20 protein-coding genes and 1 pseudogene are annotated in these 22,727 nt (G+C 46.6%); 13 read left to right on the top strand and 8 right to left on the bottom strand.

All coding sequences use genetic code 11. From position 1 onward, the window contains the following. The first annotated feature begins 55 nt into the window (after positions 1-55). The 3 genes from ABEW73_RS21785 to arcC are packed head-to-tail and all read left to right on the top strand — an operon-like array spanning position 56 to position 4,016. Positions 56-1,597 carry a xanthine permease gene (locus ABEW73_RS21785; RefSeq protein WP_430168960.1) on the top strand — a complete coding sequence of 514 codons (1,542 nt, stop codon included), beginning with the start codon at positions 56-58 and terminating at the stop codon, positions 1,595-1,597. Between the two features lie 59 nt (positions 1,598-1,656). Next, positions 1,657-3,018: a tetratricopeptide repeat protein gene (locus ABEW73_RS21780; RefSeq protein ID WP_430168958.1), complete on the top strand. Its 1,362-nt coding sequence runs from the start codon at positions 1,657-1,659 to the stop codon at positions 3,016-3,018. A gap of 47 nt (positions 3,019-3,065) precedes the next feature. Further along, complete coding sequence (gene arcC / locus ABEW73_RS21775; protein ID WP_430168955.1) at positions 3,066-4,016, top strand: carbamate kinase; 951 nt, start codon at positions 3,066-3,068, stop codon at positions 4,014-4,016. A 389-nt stretch (positions 4,017-4,405) separates the two neighbouring features. Here arcC and ABEW73_RS21770 read toward each other — a convergent pair whose 3' ends face one another. Then, positions 4,406-4,651, bottom strand: a complete 246-nt coding sequence (locus ABEW73_RS21770) for a DUF2642 domain-containing protein (RefSeq protein WP_430169440.1) — start codon at positions 4,649-4,651, stop codon at positions 4,406-4,408. Positions 4,652-5,016: 365 nt separating this feature from the next. Next, positions 5,017-5,562: a cupin domain-containing protein gene (locus ABEW73_RS21765; protein ID WP_430168952.1), complete on the bottom strand. Its 546-nt coding sequence runs from the start codon at positions 5,560-5,562 to the stop codon at positions 5,017-5,019. Positions 5,563-6,407: 845 nt separating this feature from the next. On the opposite strand from ABEW73_RS21765, the gene ABEW73_RS21760 reads away from it, so the two are divergent. From ABEW73_RS21760 to ABEW73_RS21745, 4 genes and pseudogenes are all read left to right on the top strand, one after another. After that, positions 6,408-6,521, top strand: a complete 114-nt coding sequence (locus ABEW73_RS21760) for a YjcZ family sporulation protein (RefSeq protein WP_430168949.1) — start codon at positions 6,408-6,410, stop codon at positions 6,519-6,521. 224 nt (positions 6,522-6,745) lie between these two features. Beyond that, positions 6,746-7,867, top strand: a complete 1,122-nt coding sequence (locus ABEW73_RS21755) for a beta-ketoacyl-ACP synthase III (protein WP_430168947.1) — start codon at positions 6,746-6,748, stop codon at positions 7,865-7,867. 158 nt (positions 7,868-8,025) lie between these two features. After that, positions 8,026-8,883, top strand: a complete 858-nt coding sequence (locus tag ABEW73_RS21750) for a hypothetical protein (protein ID WP_430168945.1) — start codon at positions 8,026-8,028, stop codon at positions 8,881-8,883. A gap of 26 nt (positions 8,884-8,909) precedes the next feature. Continuing rightward, positions 8,910-9,155, top strand: a pseudogene (locus ABEW73_RS21745) (delta-aminolevulinic acid dehydratase); the annotation flags it as partial. 55 nt (positions 9,156-9,210) lie between these two features. Here ABEW73_RS21745 and ABEW73_RS21740 read toward each other — a convergent pair. From ABEW73_RS21740 to ABEW73_RS21720, 5 genes are all read right to left on the bottom strand, one after another. Further along, the gene (locus ABEW73_RS21740) at positions 9,211-9,993 is read right to left on the bottom strand and encodes a response regulator transcription factor (protein ID WP_430168942.1); all 783 of its coding nucleotides are present in this window, start codon (positions 9,991-9,993) and stop codon (positions 9,211-9,213) included. Then, complete coding sequence (locus ABEW73_RS21735) at positions 9,986-11,686, bottom strand: sensor histidine kinase (RefSeq protein WP_430169438.1); 1,701 nt, start codon at positions 11,684-11,686, stop codon at positions 9,986-9,988. The genes ABEW73_RS21740 and ABEW73_RS21735 overlap by 8 nt, the downstream gene beginning before the upstream one ends. Positions 11,687-11,826: 140 nt before the next feature. After that, a complete protein-coding gene (locus tag ABEW73_RS21730) occupies positions 11,827-13,482 on the bottom strand; it encodes an ABC transporter permease (RefSeq protein ID WP_430168939.1) in 1,656 nt (551 codons plus the stop codon). Further along, positions 13,479-14,588, bottom strand: a complete 1,110-nt coding sequence (locus ABEW73_RS21725; protein ID WP_430168936.1) for an ABC transporter ATP-binding protein — start codon at positions 14,586-14,588, stop codon at positions 13,479-13,481. Before ABEW73_RS21725 ends, ABEW73_RS21730 begins: the two co-directional genes overlap by 4 nt. 22 nt (positions 14,589-14,610) lie before the next feature. Then, positions 14,611-15,633 carry an ABC transporter substrate-binding protein gene (locus ABEW73_RS21720; protein WP_430168933.1) on the bottom strand — a complete coding sequence of 341 codons (1,023 nt, stop codon included), beginning with the start codon at positions 15,631-15,633 and terminating at the stop codon, positions 14,611-14,613. Positions 15,634-15,879: 246 nt separating this feature from the next. Here ABEW73_RS21720 and ABEW73_RS21715 point away from each other — a divergent pair, with 246 nt between their 5' ends. The 3 genes from ABEW73_RS21715 (at position 15,880) to ABEW73_RS21705 (ending at position 18,400) form a co-directional block, all read left to right on the top strand. After that, the gene (locus tag ABEW73_RS21715) at positions 15,880-16,107 is read left to right on the top strand and encodes a glycine zipper domain-containing protein (RefSeq protein WP_430168931.1); all 228 of its coding nucleotides are present in this window, start codon (positions 15,880-15,882) and stop codon (positions 16,105-16,107) included. Positions 16,108-16,366: 259 nt separating this feature from the next. Beyond that, positions 16,367-16,741 (top strand): BlaI/MecI/CopY family transcriptional regulator, encoded by a 375-nt coding sequence (locus ABEW73_RS21710; RefSeq protein WP_430168928.1) that lies wholly within the window; start codon positions 16,367-16,369, stop codon positions 16,739-16,741. 9 nt (positions 16,742-16,750) lie between these two features. Continuing rightward, positions 16,751-18,400 (top strand): M56 family metallopeptidase, encoded by a 1,650-nt coding sequence (locus tag ABEW73_RS21705; RefSeq protein ID WP_430168925.1) that lies wholly within the window; start codon positions 16,751-16,753, stop codon positions 18,398-18,400. A 52-nt stretch (positions 18,401-18,452) separates the two neighbouring features. Here ABEW73_RS21705 and ABEW73_RS21700 read toward each other — a convergent pair whose 3' ends face one another. Continuing rightward, complete coding sequence (locus ABEW73_RS21700) at positions 18,453-18,989, bottom strand: hypothetical protein (RefSeq protein WP_430168922.1); 537 nt, start codon at positions 18,987-18,989, stop codon at positions 18,453-18,455. Between the two features lie 392 nt (positions 18,990-19,381). On the opposite strand from ABEW73_RS21700, the gene ABEW73_RS21695 reads away from it, so the two are divergent. The 3 genes from ABEW73_RS21695 to ABEW73_RS21685 all read left to right on the top strand — a co-directional run bounded on the left by ABEW73_RS21695 (position 19,382) and on the right by ABEW73_RS21685 (position 22,658). After that, entirely contained in the window at positions 19,382-19,954 is a 573-nt protein-coding gene (locus tag ABEW73_RS21695; RefSeq protein WP_430168920.1) for an RNA polymerase sigma factor, read from the top strand. A gap of 199 nt (positions 19,955-20,153) precedes the next feature. Beyond that, positions 20,154-21,029 (top strand): radical SAM/SPASM domain-containing protein, encoded by an 876-nt coding sequence (locus ABEW73_RS21690; RefSeq protein WP_098742173.1) that lies wholly within the window; start codon positions 20,154-20,156, stop codon positions 21,027-21,029. Positions 21,030-21,185: 156 nt separating this feature from the next. Continuing rightward, positions 21,186-22,658: a DEAD/DEAH box helicase gene (locus tag ABEW73_RS21685; RefSeq protein ID WP_430168917.1), complete on the top strand. Its 1,473-nt coding sequence runs from the start codon at positions 21,186-21,188 to the stop codon at positions 22,656-22,658. Positions 22,659-22,727 lie beyond the last annotated feature (69 nt).

Here is a 22,727-nt window from a genome sequence, read left to right as displayed (position 1 = left end):
GAAGGGTACCTGGAGTGCTAGTTCTATAAGTGTAATGATCTAAGGAGGCATTTATATGGATCAGGTGCTAATGAAAATGTTATGGAAAAAAGGAGATTGGGCTGCGTTCTTCGGCTTGCTTGCCAATAATCTAACCAATCTGCTGACCATGATTTCACTTTTGATTTTTGTTGTAGGTTTTCCGGAAGATATGGTCTACGGAAGAGTAGTCCCTGCCTTCGGATTCGCTATCTTTATCGCAAGCATGGCTTACGGTTGGTTTGGATATAGGCTGGCAAAGAAAACGGGCCGCAGTGACATTACCGCGCTGCCGTCAGGTCCGAGCGCCCCATCGATATTTACCGTTACTTTTCTGGTGCTGATTCCGGTATTTAGGCAGACCAATGATGCAACGTTTGCGCTCCAGATCGGTCTGGTATGGTGCTTCTTCGAAGCCATGATCCTGGTTGTGGGTTCCTTCTTGGGCGATTTGCTCAGAAAAGTAATTCCAAGAACGGTTCTCTTGTCCTGTTTGTCCGGCCTTGGATTGCTGCTGCTTGCCATGAACCCGATGCTGCAATCATTCGAAACACCGATTGTCGCTTTTATCGTACTGGTCATCATCTTTATCAACTGGTTTGGTAAATCTCCAATATTCAAAAAAATCCCGACCGGTTTTCTGCTGCTCATTGCCGGTACCGTCCTGGCTTGGGTATTCGGATTGCAAAATCCCGAAGCGATTACGACGGCGTTGTCCACGCTGGGCTTTAATCCGCCAGAAGTACACATTACAAGCCTGTTCCAAGGAATACCTCATGCGCTGCCGTATTTGGCATCGGCCATTCCTTTGGGTCTCGCCAACTATATTTTTGACTTGGAAAATATCGAGAGTGCGCATGCTGCGGGAGATCCTTATAATACCCGGAACGTCATGCTGACGAACGGTGTGGCTTCCAGTATTGGTGCATTCACAGGCAACCCGTTCCCGGTTACCGTGTACATCGGGCATGCCGGCTGGAAATCCATCGGCGCCGGTTTGGGGTATACGATTGCATCCGGCTTTGCCATGTTAATCATCTCGCTCTTTGGAATTGGAGCGCTGCTCCTGTCCATCATTCCGGTTGTCGCGATTGTACCGATCCTGGTGTATGTCGGCGTGGTCACGGCCAATCAGGTTGTCCGGGAGACGCCGAAGAATGAAGTGCCCGTTATCTTCATCACCTTATTCCCTTGGATCGCCAACTGGGCCTTAACGCTTGCCAATAACATCTTTAATGCCGCTGAGACGACGGCTTCCAAGGTTGGCATCGATTTATTGTTAAGCAAAGGCGTTTATTATAACGGATTGAATCATCTGGGGAACGGCGCACCGCTCAGCAGTTTGATCTGGGGATCTATTGCCATCTTTGCCATCCTGAACAAGCCGCTGCGGGCTGCCGTGTTCGCGGGCATCGCAGCCGTCCTATCCCTATTCGGCATTATCCATGCGCCTACGGTGGGATTTGCCCAAGATGCACTGATGCCATTCGTATACGCATACCTGATGGTTGCAGCACTGTTTGTTTATAAGCATTTTTCCGATCTTCGCGATCCGGCAAACCAATTGCAGTCCGAGTAAGGCGGGATACGCAGGTCCATTAAACAAGGATTGAAAACATAAAATGAGGAGGTTACTCGATGAATGCTGAAGCGATGAATGACGAACTCATTCTGGCATGCGACCGAGGAGACTTGGCTGCCGTAGAGCAGTTATTGGAGCGTGGTGCCGATGTTCATCACAAGGACAGCCAGGGCCGGACGGCTCTAATGGCTGCAACCCAGAAAAACCATGTCTCCATTGCCAAAAAGCTAATCAAAGCCGGCAGCGACGTGAATGCGAGAGATATTACCATGTTAAACCCATACCTATGTGCAGGAGCTAATGGCTTTTATGAAATCCTGCGTCTGACTATTCACGGAGGAGCGGATATCACCAGCGTGAACCGGTTTGGGGGAACAACACTGCTGCCTTCCAGCGAAAAGGGATATTTAAGAACCGTTCAGATTTGCCTGGAAGCAGGCGTTGCCGTTAATCATGTGAATCATCTGGGATGGTCCGCACTGCTGGAGGCGGTCATTCTCGGAAACGGGGGGCGGCTGTACTCCGATATCATTCAGCTTCTGGTTGAAGCAGGGGCTGACGTGCATTTGAAGGATCGTGACGGAAAGTCCTCCCTCCAGCATGCCGTAGAGATGAAGCAGCATAAGGTAATCAAGATTCTCAACAAACAAAGCGTAAGTATCCCGGACAGCATCCAACGAGCGAAAGAGCTGGCTAAGGCAGAGAAGTTTGAGGAAGCTCTCTCGATCATAGACAACGCGCTGGGGGAAGAGGGGAATCCTGTTGACCTCTACTACTACCAAGGTTATTTTTCCGGAGAATTAGGACGTTATGACGAGGCACTGGCTGCTTATAATCAAGCGCTGTCGCTTGATCCCGGCGATCTCGACTTCTATTTCTATACCGCCAATGCTTATCGGATGATGAAGCGTCCGGAAGAAGCCATCGCCGAATATGATAAAGCGATTGAGCGGAAGCCGGAGGACACGTTCTACCGCTATCATAAATCCAATTATTTAAGAGAATTGGGCAGGCACGAGGAAGCCGTCATCGTGATGGATCAGCTGTTAGCCCAGCAGCCTTGGCGTTATGATTTTTCCTTTCACAAGGCGAACAGCTTGAGATCGCTCGGTAAGCACCAAGAGGCTGCCGATGCGATAGACAATGCAATCACGCATGATCGCACCAATGGGCTATATCATTACCATAAGGGCCAATCCTTGAATTTGCTTGGTAACTATGCGGCAGCGATCGAGGAGATGGATCAGGCCATCCAATGCGGCCCGGATCATGCCGATTATTACTGCGAGAAAGCCAGCAGCCTGTTAGCGCTTAATCAGCCGGATCAGGCCATGACGTTCATTGAACAAGCACAGGCTATTCATCCGGACCATGGTAGAGCCAAGATCTTGAAAGAAAAAATAACGGCTTGTTTATAGAGGATCACTCAGCCAGAGTCATCGGCTGATCGACCAGGAGGTTAGTCATGGATAAATTTGTAGTTGTAGCCATTGGCGGTAATTCGTTAGTCAAGGATAATGGCCGCGAGTCGATTAAGGATCAATACGAGGCGGTATGTGAAATTGCAGCCAACATTGCTGACATGGTTCAAGCAGGTGTCAACGTGGTCGTTACGCACGGTAACGGGCCGCAGGTTGGATTCGAGCTGAGAAGGAGCGAGGTTGCTTCCGAGGTTATCGGCATGAATGCTGTTCCGCTTGTGAATTGCGTGGCGGACACGCAGGGCGGCATCGGCTACCAAATTCAACAGGCGTTAACGAATGAGTTTATCCACCGCAACATCACGAAAAAAGTAGCGACCATCATCACACAGGTTGAGGTCAGCGAAGCCGACCCTAATTTCCGCGATCCTTCCAAACCGGTGGGCTCCTTCTTCTCCCTGGAACAAGCCGAGGAATTGAAGCGCGAGCATCCCGAGTGGGTGATGGTTGAGGATTCGGGCCGCGGATATCGAAGGGTTGTTCCTTCACCAGCGCCCATTGATATTGTCGAGAAGGATGCCATCCGATCGCTGATCGAGTCCGGCTGTATCGTGATTGCCGTCGGCGGAGGAGGTATTCCCGTCATCAAGACGAAGGACAACACCTACGAAGGCATCGATGCGGTGATCGATAAGGACTTCGCCACAAGCTTATTGGCAGAGCAGGTAGATGCGGAAACGCTGATCATTACAACGGGCGTGCCCCAAGTATTCGTGAATTTCGGTACGCCGGAACAGAAGGCCCTGGAAGAGGTCACCGTTGATGAGATTAAACAGTATGTGAAAGAGGGACATTTCCCGAAAGGCAGCATGCTCCCCAAAATTGAGGCGAGCCTCAATTTTCTTAAGAAGCCGGGGCGCAGAGTCATCATTACGAACCCGGAAAGCTTGAGCGATGCCATCAAGAAACAGGCGGGAACACATATTGTGAGCTAACGGCTCAAGCTGTTGGCACAAGAACCGCCAGAACCGCCAGAACCGCCAGAACCGCTATATTTTCTTTTTTTGAACATGGCCCGAGAGAGGGATACTTTGAAAAAAAAGTGCCTCCCTCGGGTTCTTTGCGATATTACGAATGGTTCGAAGCTGGTCGCTATGCGTGGGAATTGGATAACGTGCGTTAGCTGCCGGAGCCGATCCCGGCAAAGGGGATGCAAGGCCTGTGGAACTGGGAAGGGTAGAATTTGAATGTACTATGATGAGGAATAACTTCAAATGCCGATAGAGTTATTTGCAATATGGGTAGGTAATTGGATATTAAACCAATTAAAAACATGGACAAAAGCAAAAAAAGAGCTGCATTCACAGCTCCTTTGATACACAAATTATTCTGGCATTATCCAAACGATTTCGGCAATGCGGACAAAAAACTTCATATGTCTTTGATCAAGAACAACATGGTCTTGTTTGACATTAACGACACATCCGTCGATTCTACCACGTGTGGTTTCCAGTATAACAACTTTTCCAATGTGTGACATTAAAGTTTCAACAACGCAAGTATCTACAGGATTGACCACGATAGGTCGAGGCATGTGATGCATATGTGGCTTATGGTGCATATGGGGCATGTGATGCATCATTGGATAATTATCCAAAAAAATTCCCTCCCAATTAATTTAATGTATACGGCATCATATGCAGATGCCTACAAAATGAATTGGGCGAATGCCCAGAAATCATAAATATAACTAACCAGGCTGAAGAAGCAGTAAAGATGCAAAGGAGGAACAGAAGATGTTAGAACAACTTCCAGAACGCTTGTCTAATTATCGTACAGTACCAGGTCATGGTCCGGATGGCGAATACGTTGAAATGGATGGCGTTCTTTGAGCAGGATGAAGCCGAGTTTTGAAAGGGGAAGAAAACAGCGGCTAACCTGGATGTCAAAACCCCAGTTTGCCGCTGTTTTAATTTAATGTTACTATCCGTTACTTTACCTAGCAGACATGGCATCTGCTTTTGTTTCATGAACCGTGCCATATGGATGCTGAGGAGGAGCATAGATCACATATACTTTTAGTGGTACATTACCCGTATTGGTTACATTGTGCCATTTGCCAGCCGGTACCAAGATGGCATAGCCATCATATGCCATTTGTTGAAAATCCAAATTATCTTTACTATCACCCATTTGAACAAGTCCCTGACCTTGTTCAATTCGTATGAATTGATCCGTTGTAGGATGAACCTCTAAACCAATGTCATCTCCAACATTAATGCTCATTACTGTCATTTGTAAGTGCTTCCCTGTCCATAATGCGGTTCGGTAAGTATTGTTTTGTTTAGTTGCTTGATTAATATTCAACACAAGTGGTCTTTGTCCATAATCTGTTAATTTCGTATTTTCATTAGAACGAATCCAGTTGGAATTATTCCAACTCGAATAACGAGGATTCAAATAATTGCTCCAATTCTGGTTATTCCAGTAGTTAGGCGTAGGATTGTACCCTTGATAAGGGGGGGATGGATAGCAGTACATATTCACTCTCCTCTTCATGGTTTCATGATTTTCGTTCTATCCTATGCAGTAGCCTATTTAGAGGAGACGAATATGGGCGGGTGCCTATGGATTAAACTGACTCTATACGAGCAGATGCTCGGGATCCAAGCAGACCCCAAGACCGAAACACTAGAATCCCGACGTCGGCGCATATTGAACCGGTATCAAACCAAACCGTCGTTCACGATCAGAGCCGGCGAACATGGTCTACCAACAAAACACGGCGCTTGTCGAATACATAGATCCATCTGACAATCGAGGAGCAGAAAGCCGGGGAGGTAACTACTTGGATGGATACCCGGACGGTATCCAAGTACATTTCATTTTTAGATAGGAAAAAGTCCCTGCTAGCTATGTGCTAGTAGGGACTTTTTTACGTCTAGTCGTATTAATCGACTCACATGCTTTATTTCCTCTAATGGAACCCAGACTGGCCCATAAGCACTCCGCATCTTTAAGCGATCTGTACAAGCATCTGGTATGCCTTGTAATGCTTCGCCATCGATAAGGTATACCATCACGCTTTGCTTCTTTTGTATGGCTATTTTTAGTTCTTTATCCCACATTTGATTGATCACGCACCCATGACTAAAGTGATAATATCAGTATAACAAAGGTAGGTAAAATTTACTATGCATTTGAACATAAGTAAATGATATCTGTAAAAACACTTCGCATTATAAGTAATACTCCGGTAGCATCGGTAAGAGGTCCCGCTGGTTTAGGCTGGCGGGGCCTTTTTTTTGTTAATAAGCATATTGGCCCTAGCATTGTATGAGATTTTGAATATTCTGTATCAATAACGTAGAAAAGGAGGAGACCTCATGAGCGAAGTTGGTTACGAAGGTGTTGGAGGATACGGCGGTAAAAACTCAGTCGGAGCGGTTCTTGTTCTCTTTATCTTGTTGGTCATCATTTTAGGCTCTTTCTGGGTTTAATTTCTCTGTTTAAGCAAAGACCCTACCAGCTAATGCTGGCAGGGTCTATTTCTTACTAATTTTGTCGCCTGCTACTCGGAATACAGCGAGCGTGGGAATCTATCTATGGATATCGACGCCCCTCCAAGGTCGCTGATATATTCTCTTAACATTTGGGCATATCTTGCATTTATATTTATATAATATACCAGTATTAACCAAATTTTATATTTGCGAGGTGTGCTATGAATTCCGTTTATATCACAAGTCTAGGAAAGTTTCTCCCCGGTTCTCCGGTTAGTAACGATGAGATGGAAGATTATCTTGGCAAGATTGGAGGGAAATCTTCCAAAACCAAACGACTCATTCTGGAGAAGAATCAAATTCGGTCCCGATATTATGCCATGGATAAAGAGCAAAAGAGCTTATACACAAACGCAGAGATGGCCTCTTTAGCCATTCGGGATGCCTTGGAGCGAAACGGCAACGTAACCGAACAAGATATCGATTTCCTTGCGACAGGTACGACAAGAGCGGATCTGCTCCTGCCAGGGTTTGCGAGTATGGTGCATGCAGAGACTGGTTTACCCCCTATGGAAATTGCATCTCATTCCGGTTTATGCGCCAGCGGAATGCATGCACTCAAGAATGCGTATGTACATATAAAAGCTGGCGAGCACCGAGCAGCCATCGTCTGTTCCAGCGAGTTTTTGAGTCGCGAATTCAAACATACGAAATTTGAAGCACAGGGGATTTATAGCAATAACCGGGTGCCTTTTGACACGGATTTTTTACGGTTTATGCTTTCGGATGGGGCAGGAGCAGCCGTATTGCAAAATGAGCCTTCCGCAAAGGGGCCATCGCTGCGCATTGAATGGATTGATAACCAGTCCTATGCGAACCAATATGAGGTCTGTATGTATTCAGGCATGAGTAAAGAGAATGGAATTCCTTCCTGGCTGGACTATCCTTCCATTCATGAAGCAGCTGATCAAGGAGCTCTGAATCTAAAACAAGATGTAAGGCTTGTCAATGAAATAACAAAGGTTGGCACCAATCGAATATTAGAATTAGTGAATGAAGGAAGGATTGACCCTGAGAGAATGGACTGGATGGTGTGTCATTATTCATCGCATTTTTTCAGGGATGAAATCTTCCGGTTATTGGAGCATGGCGGCGTGAGGATTCCGGAAGAGAAATGGTTTACGAATTTATATACGAAAGGGAACACGGCTGCAGCTTCGATCTATATTATGCTGGAGGAGCTGCTGAATGAAGGACATCTCACTGAGGGAGAGCAAGTGTTGTGCATCGTTCCCGAAAGTGGTAGATTCCAAATCTCGATTATGCTGCTGAGCGTAGTGTAAACATTTAAGACGCCATCGTCAGACGGCGTCTTTTGTTTTCCTCATACATACAGCCATCATGATGTAACATGAATGATTCTCTTTTTTAATAATAAAAGAGGAAAAAACACCATCAATACGAATATACTCTAGAAACTAAACGAGAGAGGGATACTCTAATGAATATGCATACACTAACAGAGAAAATAAGTGCCGGCGTGTTTAACGATATTCTAAAACGTGACTTTTCGCAGGACATGATTTCTGAATTAGAACAGATGAACGCGGTCCAAATGGAAAACACATTGAAAGAAACATTAGCAGTACCGATAGATATATCCAAGCAGAGGGTATTCGAATATCTTCAATTGTATTATTCAGCATCTTGGCAGAATCTCTTCAAAGAGCTGAATATGCCCCGTGCTTTAAGTCTTTTGGAAGTTGGTTCAGGTGATATTGTTTACATTCCAAAGGCTTTAGACGCTTATTCCAAAAACATGGGCACCTATGTGACTGCCAATCTCAACAGGGAGCTGACACAAAGCTTTCAGGAGAAAACGAAAGGAATGGACATAAACATACAGGTTGTTGAGGATGATGCCGCAAATATTGGTTTATATTATCCAGCGTCTTCTTTTGACGTTGTCGCTTTTCATCACGCGATTAATGATATCATCCAGACCATTATCGCCGAACGTGAGGGCATTGATACAGTAAATAATGATTGGTGGTCAATCGAACCTCAAATGCTACAAGCTGTTATGGATTATCACAGAAAGGGCATGTTGAAGGATGCAGCGTATCATGCGTTTATCCAAATCATTGACATAAGCCAAGAGCAGTTAAAAAGAGGAGGATACATGATATTCGATAACATTACTTATTCTGGATATGATGAAATGGGTTACTCCTCTGAATTTCACAGCAACTATATACAACTGGCAAGAAGCTGGATTAGCGAAGCAAATCTAGGTCTGGAAGAGATTGAAGTCGAATCGTATGATAAACAATGGTGGATGATATTGAGAAAAGTGTAATCATAGTTTAAATTCTTGTAACAACAGACGGGAAGACGGTGATTGCGAACGGCTGCTCGCTGGGGGATCCAGCACTGGCTGACGCTTTCCTGGAGCGGGGCTGCAAGATGTATCTCGGGCCGGATGACTATCCGGACGGCAACGATGCACTGATGTTCGTTCTGCGGCTGTTCTATGAAATCGTTCAGCAGGGCCGGGACGTAAAGGAAGCCTTTGCCCGAGCGGTAGCGATGAGTGATGAACTATCCATGTACCGGCTGTATGAACGATAGCAATCATAGATAAAAATTATGCACCCCTGCTCATTCCCAACAGGGGTGTGTGCTGTCAATGGTCCTCGAAATACTCCTGATACTGACTCGGCGTGACGTGGGCGTATTTTTTGAAGATGCTTATAAAATACTTGTAGTCGCTAAATCCGATATCCTGCGCGATGGTATAGACTTTGTTATCGCCTGACTTCAGTAAATCGATCGATTTCTGAATGCGGTAGCGATTGAGAAACTCGTTGAAGGTATAGCTGGTCTCTGCCTTGAATTTCTGGTTCAGGTAATAGGCGCTTAAGCCGATCTCCTCCACGAGGTCATGAATGCTGATCTTCTTGGCATAGTTCTCCTGTACATAGGCGATCATTTTGGCCACGTATTTCGAGGTTTTGGTTTCCTTCTCCAGAAATTTGCTATTTAGAATCTCTTCCTTTTCCTGCGGATGATTGGAGATCACTTCATATTTGCGGATTAAATCCACCTTGGCTTTGGCCGATTCCAGTGCCGCTACCAGCTGCTCATCCTCTAAGGGCTTCACTAGAAATTCGGTCACGCCTAACTGAAGTGCCTGCTTCGCAAGGTGGAATTCATTATAGCCGGAAATAATAATGCTGCTGAAGGTATGCTGCTGCAATCCTTCCCGAATCATCGAAATGCCATCCATGATCGGCATGGTGATGTCGGTTATGACGATATCCGGCTTTAGCTCGCAGATCTTCTCATAGCCATCCTGTCCATTCAGCCCTTCTTCAATGACGATGCAATCGTATTGAAGCCAATCGATGCTGAACCGAATCCCCCTACGAATCATATCCTCATCTTCGACCAGCAGAACTTTAAACATGATATCCACTCCATTCGTAAGGAATCGTAAGTGCCACGCAGGTGCCTTTTCCTTGTGCGCTGTCAATGTGAATGCCGGATCCTTCGCCATATAGAAGCACTAAACGTCGGTGAACGTTGTACAGCCCGATATGCTGCGTCGTGTTGGTGTGGCTCTGCAGGATCTGATTCACTTCCTGAAGCGTCTCTTCACTCATGCCTTGCCCGTTGTCGCGGACTTCCAGAATCAGCTTGTCTGTGGAAGTGTAGATATTGATCTCGATTAGCACATGGCTTTGATCCTGATACCCATATTTGATAGCGTTTTCGATAATTGGCTGCAGCAGAAGCTTGGGGACATATACATCCAGTGTTTCCTCCGCTACGGTAATCCGATATTCCAGCCGATCATTGAACCGAATTTGCTGCAGCTTCAGGTAATCCCGTACATAATTCATGTCATTCTTCAGTTGAACATTGCGATCAGGTCCGATGCTGTATCGTAGGAGCCTGGATAGGATCAGCACGATGTCCTGCGCTTGATTCGCGTCAATCTTAATGGCATAGCGCAGTGTCTCCAGTACATTGAATATAAAATGCGGGTGGAACTGCGATTGCAGCTGCTTCACCTCAATAATCGTGCTGAGCTCGGACAGCTCTTTATTTTTCTCGATCAACTCTTTCAACCGATCCAGCATAACATTGTACTCATCGCCGAGAATTTGAAACTCGTCATTCGTCTGAATATCGACATAGCCATTGAAGTTTCCTTCGCGCAGCTGTGCCAAGGCATGAATTAATTTATCGATCGATTCGGAATTGCGGGTCGACATTTTATTCGCCAGGAACTGGATCAACACCCACAGCAGCAGGCTGGCAGCAAGAACAAAGAAAGAGACCGTATAGTAGGTGTATTGCTCCGATTTATAGGAGTTCAGCGTAATGACTTGAATCGGCGTATCAGGGATCCGCTTGGCATACATGTAGTACTTGCCTTCGTTTAGCAGAACATGTCCCTTGTTATCGAGCTTGGGGCTGAATTTGTTGAGCACGCCTTTGGTCACATTACTGGTCGTGGCAATGATGGTGTTATGTTCATCGGTGATCATGGCGATCTCATTATTTTGTTCGAAAATCATCTTCTGAATGTCGGATTCGTACAGCTGGTAGATGATATAGCCTATCGTACGCTTGTCCTTCACGATGGCTTTGCCAAACGTATAGCTCGTATCGCGGTCATGCGAATAACGAAAGCTGTTCATTTCGGTAAGCGTGTCGCCGGGCCGCTGGTCGATCCGGTGAATGAGATTGCCGAAGGCAAAATTGGAATACAGCGCATCCGCTGGGGCGGAACTGGCCAGGAAGACGCCATCCGTGTTGACGATATGAAAAATGCTCTTGACCTTTTGCTGGTTGTTGAAATCATAAAAGGCAGAATACACTTGTTCGCTACCCAAATGCGAGCTTACATAATTGATCACGGTAGGAGAGACGGCCATCCGATGAATCTCCTCATAGTACAGATGATACACACCGGATATGGACTGACTGATGGACTGGGCGGCTTCGGTCGTTTTTTGGGTTAGGTTCATTCTGCCATTAATAATCGTGAACGCCAAAAACAATACAATTAAGATGGAGAACGGGATCATCGTATAGATGCGAAATAAACGACGGGTTGATTCCTTGAAGTTGCGATAATGTGTAGGTTTCATGCTGCCCTCCATCTGCGATAAGGCCTTCGATTCTATTATACCGACTGGCGGTATCCGCAGATCATCCAAATACATCCAAGCCGCCCCCTTATGCTGCAGGTGCCGACTTGGATGTAGTCTACGTTATGAATTCATCACATTTACATGGAAACTTCTTTTTGTCCGGAGAGCTTCAGGAAGACAAGCAGCGACACTACCGTAATGACGGTAAGAATCGTGGATAGAGCCGCCGCCACGCCGTAGTTACCGCGGATGACCTCGGTGTATATGGCAACCGTTACGGTCTTGGTCTTGCCTGTATAAAGAATGATCGAAGTGCTTAATTCGGTAATGATGGTAATCCAGCTCAGGATCGCGCCGGAGACTACGCCTGCCACCATCATCGGAAGCGTAATCTTGAAGAACGTCTTCATCTGGGAAGCCCCCAGACTGATGGCTGCTTCCTCGATCCCATCGTTAATCTGATGCAGAATGGCCGCGCTGGATCGAATCGTATAGGGCAAGCGCCGGATAACAAACGAGATGATCATGATGACAGCCGTTCCGCTTAGCGCCAGCGGCTTATTGTTAAACGTGATCAATAAAGCGATCCCCAGAATGGAGCCGGGAACGATATACGGGAACATCGTGAAGATATCCAGCGTGTTCGTTAGCGCATTCTTTCTTCGAACGGTTACGTAAGCAATCAGTATCGCTAACAGGATAATGACGACCAGCGACACGATCGCCAGGAAGAACGTGTTCAGAATGACGCCGCCAATATTACTGAAGGCATCCCTATAGCTTTGGAGCGAGAACCCTTCGACGAAGATTCTGCCGTTGGATTTCAGGAACGAAGTATAGATGACATAGAGCTGCGGCAGCAGCGCGATTAACGTATACAGATAGATAACGGCATGAGCCGCGATATTCCCGATGCCCTTCTTCTTCTTGGCTTCAATCGGATGCAGTGCGCTCATTGTAAAGGATTTACGATTGGCTACGAATTTTTGCAGCAGGAATATCGTTGTGGCGAACAGAACGACAATGACGCTGATCGCCGCCGCAAAGCCGTCATCGCCGCCGACCTCACTGATGAACTCGTTAAAGATCAGCACCGGAACGGTCTTGTATCCCTCACCGATCAGCATCGGCGTACCAAAATCGGCCAGTGCGCGCATGAAGACGAGCAGTCCGCCCGCCAGCAAGGTTGGCGTAATAAGCGGGAGTAGCACTTTGCGCATTTTGCCAAAGCCTGAATAACCCATGCTTTCAGCTGCTTCCATTAGCGATTGGTCCATATTCTTCAGTGCGCCTGATACATACATGAAGATAAGAGGGACCATCTGCAAGGTCAAGACGACTAAGATCCCCGTAAATCCGTATATATCCGGCATCGTAATGCCGAATGTGTTGCTAACGAATTTCGTAATGACACCACTTCTGCCGAGCAGCAGGATCCAGGAGTATGCTCCAATGAAAGGAGCCGACATCGAGGAGATCAGAATCATGACTCGAATGGCTGAACTGCCTTTAATCCTCACCGTTGCCATGATGTAGGCCAGCGGCGTTGCGATAATGGCGGCAAGCAAGGTTACACTGACGGTGACTTTCACGCTGTTGAACAGGGCGTTTAAATAGTAGGGCTTACTGAAAAACTTCGTGAAATAGGCGAGGGAAAAATCGCCTGTCGTACCGTTGTACACACTCTTGAACAGCATCGTAAATAAAGGCAGGGCCAGAAAAAGAATGTAAAACACAAAGATCAGTAACGAAATGTTGGTCCAGACATCAAATCGTTTGCGCGTCTCTCTCATAGCCGAGCGCCCCTTGTATAGTTCAGTTCGCCTGTCGCATCATAGACATTAATCTTCTCTTTTTTCACCTTGAGATAGATGACTTGACCAGGCTCGAGGATAGATGACGTTTTCGATTCCTGTGTGATCTCCACGCGTTGACCGGACGCCAAGTCTACAAAATAATGGGTGTTCTGCCCCAGAAATACGCTGTGCACGATCGTTGCTTTCATGCCGGTTTGGTCCTCGGTCAGTATGAACTCTTCCGGCCGAACCGAGATTTGAACTTTAAGCTTATCAGCCTTGCCATCTGACTTCGGAACTTCGATGTTAGACAGCTCTTCCACATAGCCGGAGCTGAGCTGCAGGACATAACTGCCTGCCAATTTTGTTAGAGTGCCGCCAAGAATGTTGGTACGACCGATAAAGGTTGCAACGAATACGTTCGCAGGACGCTGGTAAATCTCCTGTGGCGTTCCGAGATGCTGAATCACGCCGGATTTCATGACCGCGATGCGGTCGGATACCGCCATGGCTTCCTCCTGGTCGTGCGTGACGTAGACGGTGGTAATCCCGACTTCTCGCTGAATGTCTTTAATCGCGTTACGCATGTCGACCCGAAGTTTGGCATCCAGGTTGGATAGAGGCTCATCCATCAGCAGGACATCCGGGCGGATGACGATCGCTCTGGCTAGCGCAACGCGCTGCTGCTGGCCGCCGGACAGGTTTTTCGGCATACGATCTTTATAGGGCTCGATCTGAACGACCTTTAAGATGTCATCCACCTTGGCGTTAATCTCCGCTTTCGATAACTTTCGATTCTCCAGTCCGAACGCGATGTTTCCTCTAACGTTTAAGTGAGGGAAGATCGCATAGCTCTGAAAGACCATTCCGATATTCCGCTTGCCCGGTTCCACCTGGTTAATGACACGCTCGTTAAAATGAATGGTTCCGCCTTCAATGCTGTTGAAGCCGGCGATCATACGCAGCAATGTCGTCTTGCCGCACCCGGAAGGCCCGAGAAGGGTGAAGAATTCACCCTTTTTAATCTCCAGGGACAGCTCGGGAATGACGGTCGTGTCGTCGTATTTTTTGATTAAGTCTTTAATGGTTATGGTTACGCTCATGGTTGTCACCTGATTCTATAGTTTATTTAACGCTCGTGAACAAATCGACATAACGCTCAACGATCTCGGATTTATGCGCACTTACATAGTCCGTGTCTTCATCAATCATGTGGATCTCTTCAAAAGGCTTCATGTGGTCGCCAAGCTTCGTATCCAGGCGAAGTGGACGGTTCGTTAATTGCGTACCGAACGCATCCTGCGCCTCTTGTGACAGAATGAAGTCGATGAATTTCTTGGCGTTGTCCATATGCGGTGCATCTTTGATAATGGCGGAACCGGCATCCAGGAATACGGCGCCTTCTTTCGGATATACGATTTCTACCGGAGCGCCGTTCTTTACATAGGTGCTGGAAGGGTCTTCATAGGTAAGGCCGACTACATATTCACCGTCCGCCACGCTTTTGTGAACGGCACCGGAACCGCTTGCAATTTTGCCGTCCAGATTCCCGATCAGTTGACCAACGTAGTTCCATCCTTGTTCATTCTCATAATCGCCACCCATGGCTTTCAGCATATTGGTTAGTTGGGCGAAAGCGGAGCTTGAGCTTGCCGGGTCAGCGGAAGCAATCTTCCCTTTGAGCTGCGGGTTCAGTAAATCCGCATAACCTTCGATTTTGATATCGCCGATCAGGTTTTTGTTCACGAGCAGCACGCTGCCATCCGAGATATAAGGGGTGGCGAAGCCCGTCGTATTGCGATGCCCCTCAATTAAGTTCTTGTCTTCAGGTGATACGTAAGGCTCGTATAATGCTTCATTTTCACGGAAACCGGCCATAGAACCACCGAACATCACGTCAGCATAAGGGTTCTGTTTCTCGGACTGTAAGCGCTTAATAATTTCACCGGTACCAGCCGTAACAAGCTCCACCGTAATCCCGGTTTGCTTCTCAAACATCGGAATGATGGTCTTGATGATCTCCTCGCTATTCGGACTGTAGATGACGAGCTTATTAGACGAAGCCGAGTCGGACTCGCTGCTTCCGCAGCCGCTTAGCGCCCCCATAATCAACACGCAGGTTAACAGTAAAATCGACAGCTTTTTCATGTATAATCCCCCTTGAACGAAGTTCATTTCGTAATTGCATGTTCATTGTAGCAAGCTTGGTACCGTTTACATAATCCCATAATCCGCAAACATCGTCTAAAATACGCAACCTATTTTCATTAGAAAGAGATCGAAACCGGCATTTATTAAAGAATTCTTTTAGATCCGTTAGGGCAAGATATGGTTTGGAACAACGTCTGGCAAGATGGAGCTGTTCCTGTCACAAATTTCGAAGGAGTGAGATGGATGGCTAATAAAAATGATCGTAATCAAAAGGCTGATTCTGACCGCGACACGACCAACATGGGCGTTGACGCTGGAGAAGCTATAGGAACAGCGGGCGGCGGCGTCGTGGGTGCTGCTGTAGGTTCCGTTCTGGGTCCGATCGGCACGATTGCCGGTGGTATCGCAGGTGCAGCATTGGGTAACAAAGCTGGCGAGGCTGCAGAAAATGACGACAACGATTCAAAATAAGCGGCGTTAGCACAACTATCTGTACGAGTAAAAATAAGAGGACACCGGGATTCCCGTGCCCTCGATAATTTGTAGCTGCATGTTATAAAGAACCGCGCTCCCGCGCGGTTCTTTAATTTTCGTATAAGTTCTATGCAGTAGTAAATTTCAACTCAGCTTTGCTTGACATACCACTACATGGTGTAGTAGTTTATAATCACTACATCATGTAGTGATTAAGTTCGTTATGGACGCATAGCGACGTAAAGAGGTGTTCACCGTGAACCAAGTTCAAAAATTATCGGATACTGAAATGGAGCTAATGGAGGTGATCTGGGAGTGTACACCGCCTGTCACATCCACCGAATTGCTCGCTCTGTTTGCCCAGAGAGGAAGAGAATGGAAGGCACAGACCATCTCCACCTTCCTATCGCGTTTGGTTGACAAAGGGGCACTTACGGCTACGAGGGATGGACGGACAAATAAATATATGCCTCGGATTTCGCCTGAAGATTATAAGCTCATGGAAACGGAGCACGTTCTGGACGGATTATATCAAGGCTCGGTTAAAAATCTAATTTCGGCTTTGTATGACGGCAAAAAGCTTTCAGATGAAGATATTGCAGAGCTGAAGCAATGGTTTTCGCAAAAGTAGGGGGTGCTTATGAATACTATTCTTGAATTGCTCTTTACCCTTACCGTTGCTGGAAGTGCCGTCGTAGCCTGCATTCTTGTATTGCGGATCGTATCCATCCATGCCTTTCCTACGAAGTGGCGCTATGGAATGAGCAAAATGGCAGTAAGCTTTTATCTTTTACCCGTAGTCCTTGGTATGCAGTGGATCTCACCGCTTGTTACATTCAATGCAACAGCAACCGTCCCCATCGTGAACGAGTTGCCTTCAACTGTGCAACATGCGCTGCCCGGACAATATTCAGGGTTCAATCCGGAGCAGCTTATCCCAGAACAGACCATTTCAGCAAACGTAGCCCTTCTCCTTATTAGTTTATGGGCAACCGGCGCTATAGCTTTTGCTGCATGGCAGATGTATTGTTATCGCAGATTTTTAAAGAAACTAGAACATAACCGTACCATCGTTCCGATTAGCAGCGAAGCAGCTAAACAGCTCCCTTTCATCAAGGAAGCCCTTGGTGTGAAAGGCAACGTCCGGCTTGCCTACAGCTCCATCATTCGGAGTCCTGTTCTTGTCGGCCTATGGAAACCAACCATTTATCTCCCTATAGAGAATACCGTTAACATGGACATGGTGATCCGTCATGAGTTGATCCATCTGAAACGGAAAGATTTATGGGTCAAAGCGATTACGCTTGGAGCCAGCGCCTTACATTGGTTTAACCCCTTGGTACACATTCTTCGTAAGGACATTCACACATGGAGCGAGCTGTCTTGTGATGAAGAAGTCGTAAAAGAGATGTCTTATGCTGAGCGAAAACGCTATGGGGAGACGATTTTGAACGTTATGGTAGGATCAAGGAATCTACCCGTGCAATTTTGTGCCTCCTTATCCGGTGACGGCAAACAATTGAAAAGGAGATTAATGATGATGCTGAATGTAAAGAAACTTAAAAAGAAAACACTGTATCTGACGATAACAACAGTGTTTTTGGTTGCTGTAATTAGCACATCAGCAGCGGCATGGGCTTCTAACAATACGCCCAAAGTCATTGAAAATGAGGAAAGTCATGCTGAAGCCCAACCAAAAGAAGCGGCTCCTGTAGCTGACCCTCCGGATGCCGTAGTTGAGACTGAAGGAAACGATGCTGAAGCTGAACCTAGTGAAGAAGCTCCCTCTGTACCTGTAGTTGAGAATGAAACAAACGATGCCGAAGCTCAGCCAAAAGACGCTCCTTCCGTACTTGTAGCTGAAAATAAAACAAATACCGAATCCCAAAGCAAAGAAACCGCGGCTGCACCAAAATACGCAGGTGCAAATGAAAAAAGTGGTGCTGAATCTCAAGTAAATGAAAAGCTAGCTCCACCTGTAGACGATGGTTATAGGAAGTCTCACCCCAACGAAATCCCGCCGGGAACTTCCATTACGGTCAGACCTATGACACCTGAAGAAAAAGCTGCAATGAAGGAAACTGAAGAGGAATTAAGAGCAACATTGACGCCTGAGGAGCTTGCTGAGTATGATGATGAATATTCGCATCCAAACGAAATCCCGCCGGGAACTTCCATTACGGTAAGATCTATGACGCCGGAAGAAAGAGCTTCAATGAAGGAAACTGAAGAGGAACTAAGAGCAACATTGACACCTGAAGAACTTGCTGAGTATGATTTTGATAAATAAGAAATCGCCATTTTGAAAAAAGCACTGCCCCTAGGGCAGTGCTTTTTTAGGGTTATTCAGAATAGGTCGACCATGAAAAAGCTGCGCTTTTTGAATTAGCCTCGTTTGTGCTTGCTTTAATTTGGAACGTATGGTTACTATAGCTACCTGTGTCAATGGTAACAATCGAATTTCCAGCTATATTGGGTTGCCACCAACTGACATTGCTATTGGTTTGACTTTTTATGCTTAAATTAACGGATGGCATAGTGCCTGGCAAATTCCCTACAGCTATCGAAACATATCTGTCCGGAGAGGGAATGAATGCATGGCCAAGGTTTGCTCCTTGGGATCCATCCTTATTAATAGGGACAGTCACATTTCCACTCCAGCTATCAGACAAGATACCAACATCAAAAAGACCTACGTCTTGGTTTCCATTCGTCGCGCTTTGCTCAAACAGGACGATCTCTTCTGGAGTCATGGGTCTGACCGTAATGGATGTTCCAGAAGGAAGGGTTGCTTCCTCTCCTTCTGAGGTTGCAAAAGCAGATATCGAAAGGGACAACATCAGAACCATTGTAAGGACAAGTGAAAAAAGTTTTTTCATTAGAGAATGATCCTCCTTAAATTTAATAGTTTATTAATTACTAGATTAGCTACTCAAACAACCATGTAAAAGAACTCACCTCCGCTTCCTCTATATGGGCTACCCCTCTTTTCTATGGCAAGTATCTAGTAGGTTCAAAGCGTCTTGTTGGTCACCTTGCTTAGATAAGTAAGGTAGCATGAACGATGTATGTATCCAAAAGAGCCAATCTACTACTAAAACGATTTATCCTAGCAACATATGACGCTTTTTTTTAAAAAAAATAATTTTTTCAATGATCATATACAAGGAAAATCGTGTAAATATATGTTAATATTTGACTGTAATGGAAAACGAATTGATGGAAGTTTTTGTCAAGTAATTAATGAAAAACAAAACGGAGGAGGGTACAGGTGGAGCAAGAACAATGGTTATATTTCATACGCACTAATTTCTATGATTTAGACCACGACGCTCAAAAATTAACCTATGAAGCTTATCGGAATTTGGTCTATCGGGACATTTATTTTCTGACACGAAGTCATGAACTGGCCGAAGATGTTGTACAGGAGACGTTCTATAAAGTAGTGGTTAAAGCCCCTCAACTGCAAGACATCAAGCATTTGAAAGCCTGGATGATTAAAATAGCTAGGAATTATGCCTATGATTTGTTAAAAAAAAATAAAAAATATCATCATCTAAGGGATCCTCAAGGCGTTATTGATATGAAGGCCCCTTTTTTACGCCCTACGGTAGCCGAGCAAGTGGAAGATCAGATTCGGAAAGAGATACTACTTGAAGCTCTAAATGAGCTAAGCCCCGAATATCGTCAAGCTTTGTTTCTATATTACATCGAAGAAAAACCATACAAGGAAATTGCACAGGAGCTTGAAACAACGGAGCAAGCTTTAGCTCAAACGATGGTCAGAGCAAGAAAAAAATTGCACCTCTACTTTTCAAAAAGATGGGTTGATGCAGATGAGTGACGAATTTAAACATAAACGATGAACGTTAATTAGTGCAAAGAAGGTGATCTCTCTCGTTTCGCTTAATACAGAATGGCATCGGATAGCATCTGTAATTGTAGCTGTATAAGCCCGCCTATGGTACGATATGAAGGATTGGCAAGCGACTAAGCTAGCAAATCGCCATGCCATCATAGACATCTGGATTGGGGATAACATCTTGAAGACATTTAAGAAAGTTTACATAGAAATTACGAGTATTTGTAATCTGGCCTGTACGTTCTGCCCGCCGACAGAGCGTAAGGCCAACTTTATTAAGGTCGAGGACTTTGCGAGAAGATTGGACGAGATCAAGCCGCATACGAGTTACATTTATCTGCATGTGAAGGGGGAGCCGCTGCTCCATCCGAAGATCGATGAGCTGCTGGATATTAGCCATGAAAAAGGATTCAAGGTCAACATCACGACCAACGGCACGTTGATCGCGAAGAACCGGCATAAGCTGCTGGGCAAGCCGGCCTTAAGACAAATGAACTTCTCGCTGCACAGCTTCGACGGTCACGAGGGTTCAACAAATCGCGAGGGATATTTGCGGGAGATTCTATCCTTTGTTCGTGCCGCGGAGGAGCATAAAGTCATCTTCTCGTTCCGATTGTGGAATCTGACGCAGGACAACCAAACGAACCTGGAGAAGAGCCGGAACCGCCAGACGCTCGAAATTCTGGAGCAGGAATTTAATCTGGACTACCGAATTGAGGAAAAGGTTGAACCCGGCGGTGGCGTGAAGGTCGCCGACCGTGTCTATTTGAACCAGGATTATGAGTTCCAGTGGCCAAGTCTGACAGCACCGGAGGATGAAGGTAAAGGCTTCTGCCATGCGCTTCGCAGCCAGGCGGCCATTCTCGTAGACGGGACGGTCGTGCCGTGCTGTCTGGACGGGGAAGGGGTCATCAATCTGGGCAATATCCATCAGAAGTCGTTCTCGGACATCGTTGACGGGGAGCGGGCAAACAATCTCGTGGAGGGATTTTCGCGCCGGGAAGCCGTTGAGGAGCTATGCAGAAAATGCGGGTATCGGCAGCGGTTTGGGGCTTAAACAAGAGGCGGAGAAAAATTCCGCTTCTTTTTTTATACCGATGTATGGTATCGTTATGTGTTATGACGTAAAGGAACGGCTTGTGGAAACTCTTATCAAGAGATGCCCCATGTTACGTGATGAGACAATATAGGTATTCACCTTAAAGGAGACCCCATGACATTTCAAGATTTAAATATATCCCCCGTGATTCTCAAAGCATTAGCGAAGGAGAATTACAAGACGCCAACGCCTATTCAGGCTCAGGCGATTCCGGCTGTGTTGGCCGGCAGAGATTTGCTGGGCTGCGCGCAGACCGGAACAGGGAAGACCGCCGCTTTTTCGGTACCAATGATCCAGCTATTGAACGAACAGCCCCCTAAACCGGGCATGTTGCGCCGTATTCGCGCGTTGGTGTTGTCACCGACCCGGGAACTTGCCCTGCAAATTTCAGATAACGTGAAAGCCTACAGTCAGTTCACGAAGCTGCGTTCGACGGCAATCGTTGGCGGCGTTTCGCAAAAAACCCAGGAGCGGGCGCTTCAGCAAGGAGCGGACATCCTCATTGCCACCCCAGGCAGACTCTTGGATCTTATGAATCAGAAGCGTGTCGATCTGCAGCATGTGGAGATCCTGGTGCTGGATGAGGCTGACCGGATGCTCGATATGGGATTTATTCATGACGTAAAACGAATTATCGCCAAAATGCCGAGCAAAAGACAAACGCTGTTCTTCTCGGCTACCATGCCTGCGGAGATCACTCAGCTTGTCAAAACATTATTGCAAAACCCTGTAAAAGTGGAAATCACGCCGGTTTCCTCTACGGCCGAACGGATCAAGCAATCGGTGTACCTGCTGGAAACAGGAAACAAGCAGAAGCAACTGAATGAGCTGATGAAGGACCCATCCATCGTGTCGGCCTTGGTCTTTACCCGTACAAAGCGCGGCGCTGACCGGGTTGTGCGCGACCTGACGAAGGTGAACATCTCGGCTCAAGCCATTCACGGGAATAAATCGCAGGTTAGCCGCCAGACGGCACTCAAAAATTTCAAAAGCGGGGAGACCCGGGTTCTGGTGGCTACAGATATTGCCGCCCGAGGCATCGATATCGACGAGCTGTCGCATGTCATTAACTTTAACCTTCCGAACATTCCGGAAACGTATGTTCACCGGATTGGCCGGACGGGGCGTGCGGGACTGAGCGGAACGGCGATATCGTTCTGCGAAGTGGACGAGGTGCCTTTTCTCCGAGATATTGAGAAGTTAATCGGAAAATCCATACCCGAAGTGAAGGACCATGCTTTCCCGATGTCGGGATCATTAAGAGCAGCCAAGGTAGACCGATCGCCGAAATTGGGCTCGGGCAAGTCCGGCAAAGCCAAATCAGCAGCAGTTAGACCTGCTAAACCGAAGGCCGATACCACCCGCAAGCCAAAGACCGACACGGCTCGTAAACCGAAATCAGACGCGGCTCGCCATTCGAACGCGAATTCGGCACGTAAGCCGAAGGCGGAGACCGTCAGTAATCCTTATTCAGAGATGGCACGTAAGTTCAAATCGGAAGCTGTCCAGAAGCCCAAGGATGGCCAAACACGTAAGCGTAAGTCCGAGGGATTCAATAAGGGAAGCAAGACCGGTAGATCCTCGTAAGCAGAAATAACGGTGGTGGGATGATTTCACTGCAGGCGTTCCCGCCCGGCATTTCTGACAATCATCTAA

Source organism: Paenibacillus lautus (genome assembly GCF_050482385.1).
Lineage (GTDB): Bacteria > Bacillota > Bacilli > Paenibacillales > Paenibacillaceae > Paenibacillus_AQ > Paenibacillus_AQ lautus_B.
The sequence above is the reverse complement of the archived record's forward strand: the minus strand, read 5'-3'. Positions and strand labels throughout refer to the sequence as shown.

What these genes read in the sequence shown, in the direction of transcription:
- ABEW73_RS21770 (WP_430169440.1), bottom strand. Translation starts at nt 4,651, where the DNA reads ATGCCCCATATGCACCATAAGCCACATATGCATCACATGCCTCGACCT.
- ABEW73_RS21740 (WP_430168942.1), bottom strand. Translation starts at nt 9,993, where the DNA reads ATGTTTAAAGTTCTGCTGGTCGAAGATGAGGATATGATTCGTAGGGGG.
- ABEW73_RS21760 (WP_430168949.1), top strand. Translation starts at nt 6,408, where the DNA reads ATGAGCGAAGTTGGTTACGAAGGTGTTGGAGGATACGGCGGTAAAAAC.
- ABEW73_RS21735 (WP_430169438.1), bottom strand. Translation starts at nt 11,686, where the DNA reads ATGAAACCTACACATTATCGCAACTTCAAGGAATCAACCCGTCGTTTA.
- ABEW73_RS21715 (WP_430168931.1), top strand. Translation starts at nt 15,880, where the DNA reads ATGGCTAATAAAAATGATCGTAATCAAAAGGCTGATTCTGACCGCGAC.
- ABEW73_RS21750 (WP_430168945.1), top strand. Translation starts at nt 8,026, where the DNA reads ATGAATATGCATACACTAACAGAGAAAATAAGTGCCGGCGTGTTTAAC.
- ABEW73_RS21685 (WP_430168917.1), top strand. Translation starts at nt 21,186, where the DNA reads ATGACATTTCAAGATTTAAATATATCCCCCGTGATTCTCAAAGCATTA.
- ABEW73_RS21765 (WP_430168952.1), bottom strand. Translation starts at nt 5,562, where the DNA reads ATGTACTGCTATCCATCCCCCCCTTATCAAGGGTACAATCCTACGCCT.
- ABEW73_RS21780 (WP_430168958.1), top strand. Translation starts at nt 1,657, where the DNA reads ATGAATGCTGAAGCGATGAATGACGAACTCATTCTGGCATGCGACCGA.
- ABEW73_RS21785 (WP_430168960.1), top strand. Translation starts at nt 56, where the DNA reads ATGGATCAGGTGCTAATGAAAATGTTATGGAAAAAAGGAGATTGGGCT.
- ABEW73_RS21720 (WP_430168933.1), bottom strand. Translation starts at nt 15,633, where the DNA reads ATGAAAAAGCTGTCGATTTTACTGTTAACCTGCGTGTTGATTATGGGG.
- arcC (WP_430168955.1), top strand. Translation starts at nt 3,066, where the DNA reads ATGGATAAATTTGTAGTTGTAGCCATTGGCGGTAATTCGTTAGTCAAG.
- ABEW73_RS21755 (WP_430168947.1), top strand. Translation starts at nt 6,746, where the DNA reads ATGAATTCCGTTTATATCACAAGTCTAGGAAAGTTTCTCCCCGGTTCT.
- ABEW73_RS21725 (WP_430168936.1), bottom strand. Translation starts at nt 14,588, where the DNA reads ATGAGCGTAACCATAACCATTAAAGACTTAATCAAAAAATACGACGAC.
- ABEW73_RS21730 (WP_430168939.1), bottom strand. Translation starts at nt 13,482, where the DNA reads ATGAGAGAGACGCGCAAACGATTTGATGTCTGGACCAACATTTCGTTA.
- ABEW73_RS21705 (WP_430168925.1), top strand. Translation starts at nt 16,751, where the DNA reads ATGAATACTATTCTTGAATTGCTCTTTACCCTTACCGTTGCTGGAAGT.
- ABEW73_RS21700 (WP_430168922.1), bottom strand. Translation starts at nt 18,989, where the DNA reads ATGAAAAAACTTTTTTCACTTGTCCTTACAATGGTTCTGATGTTGTCC.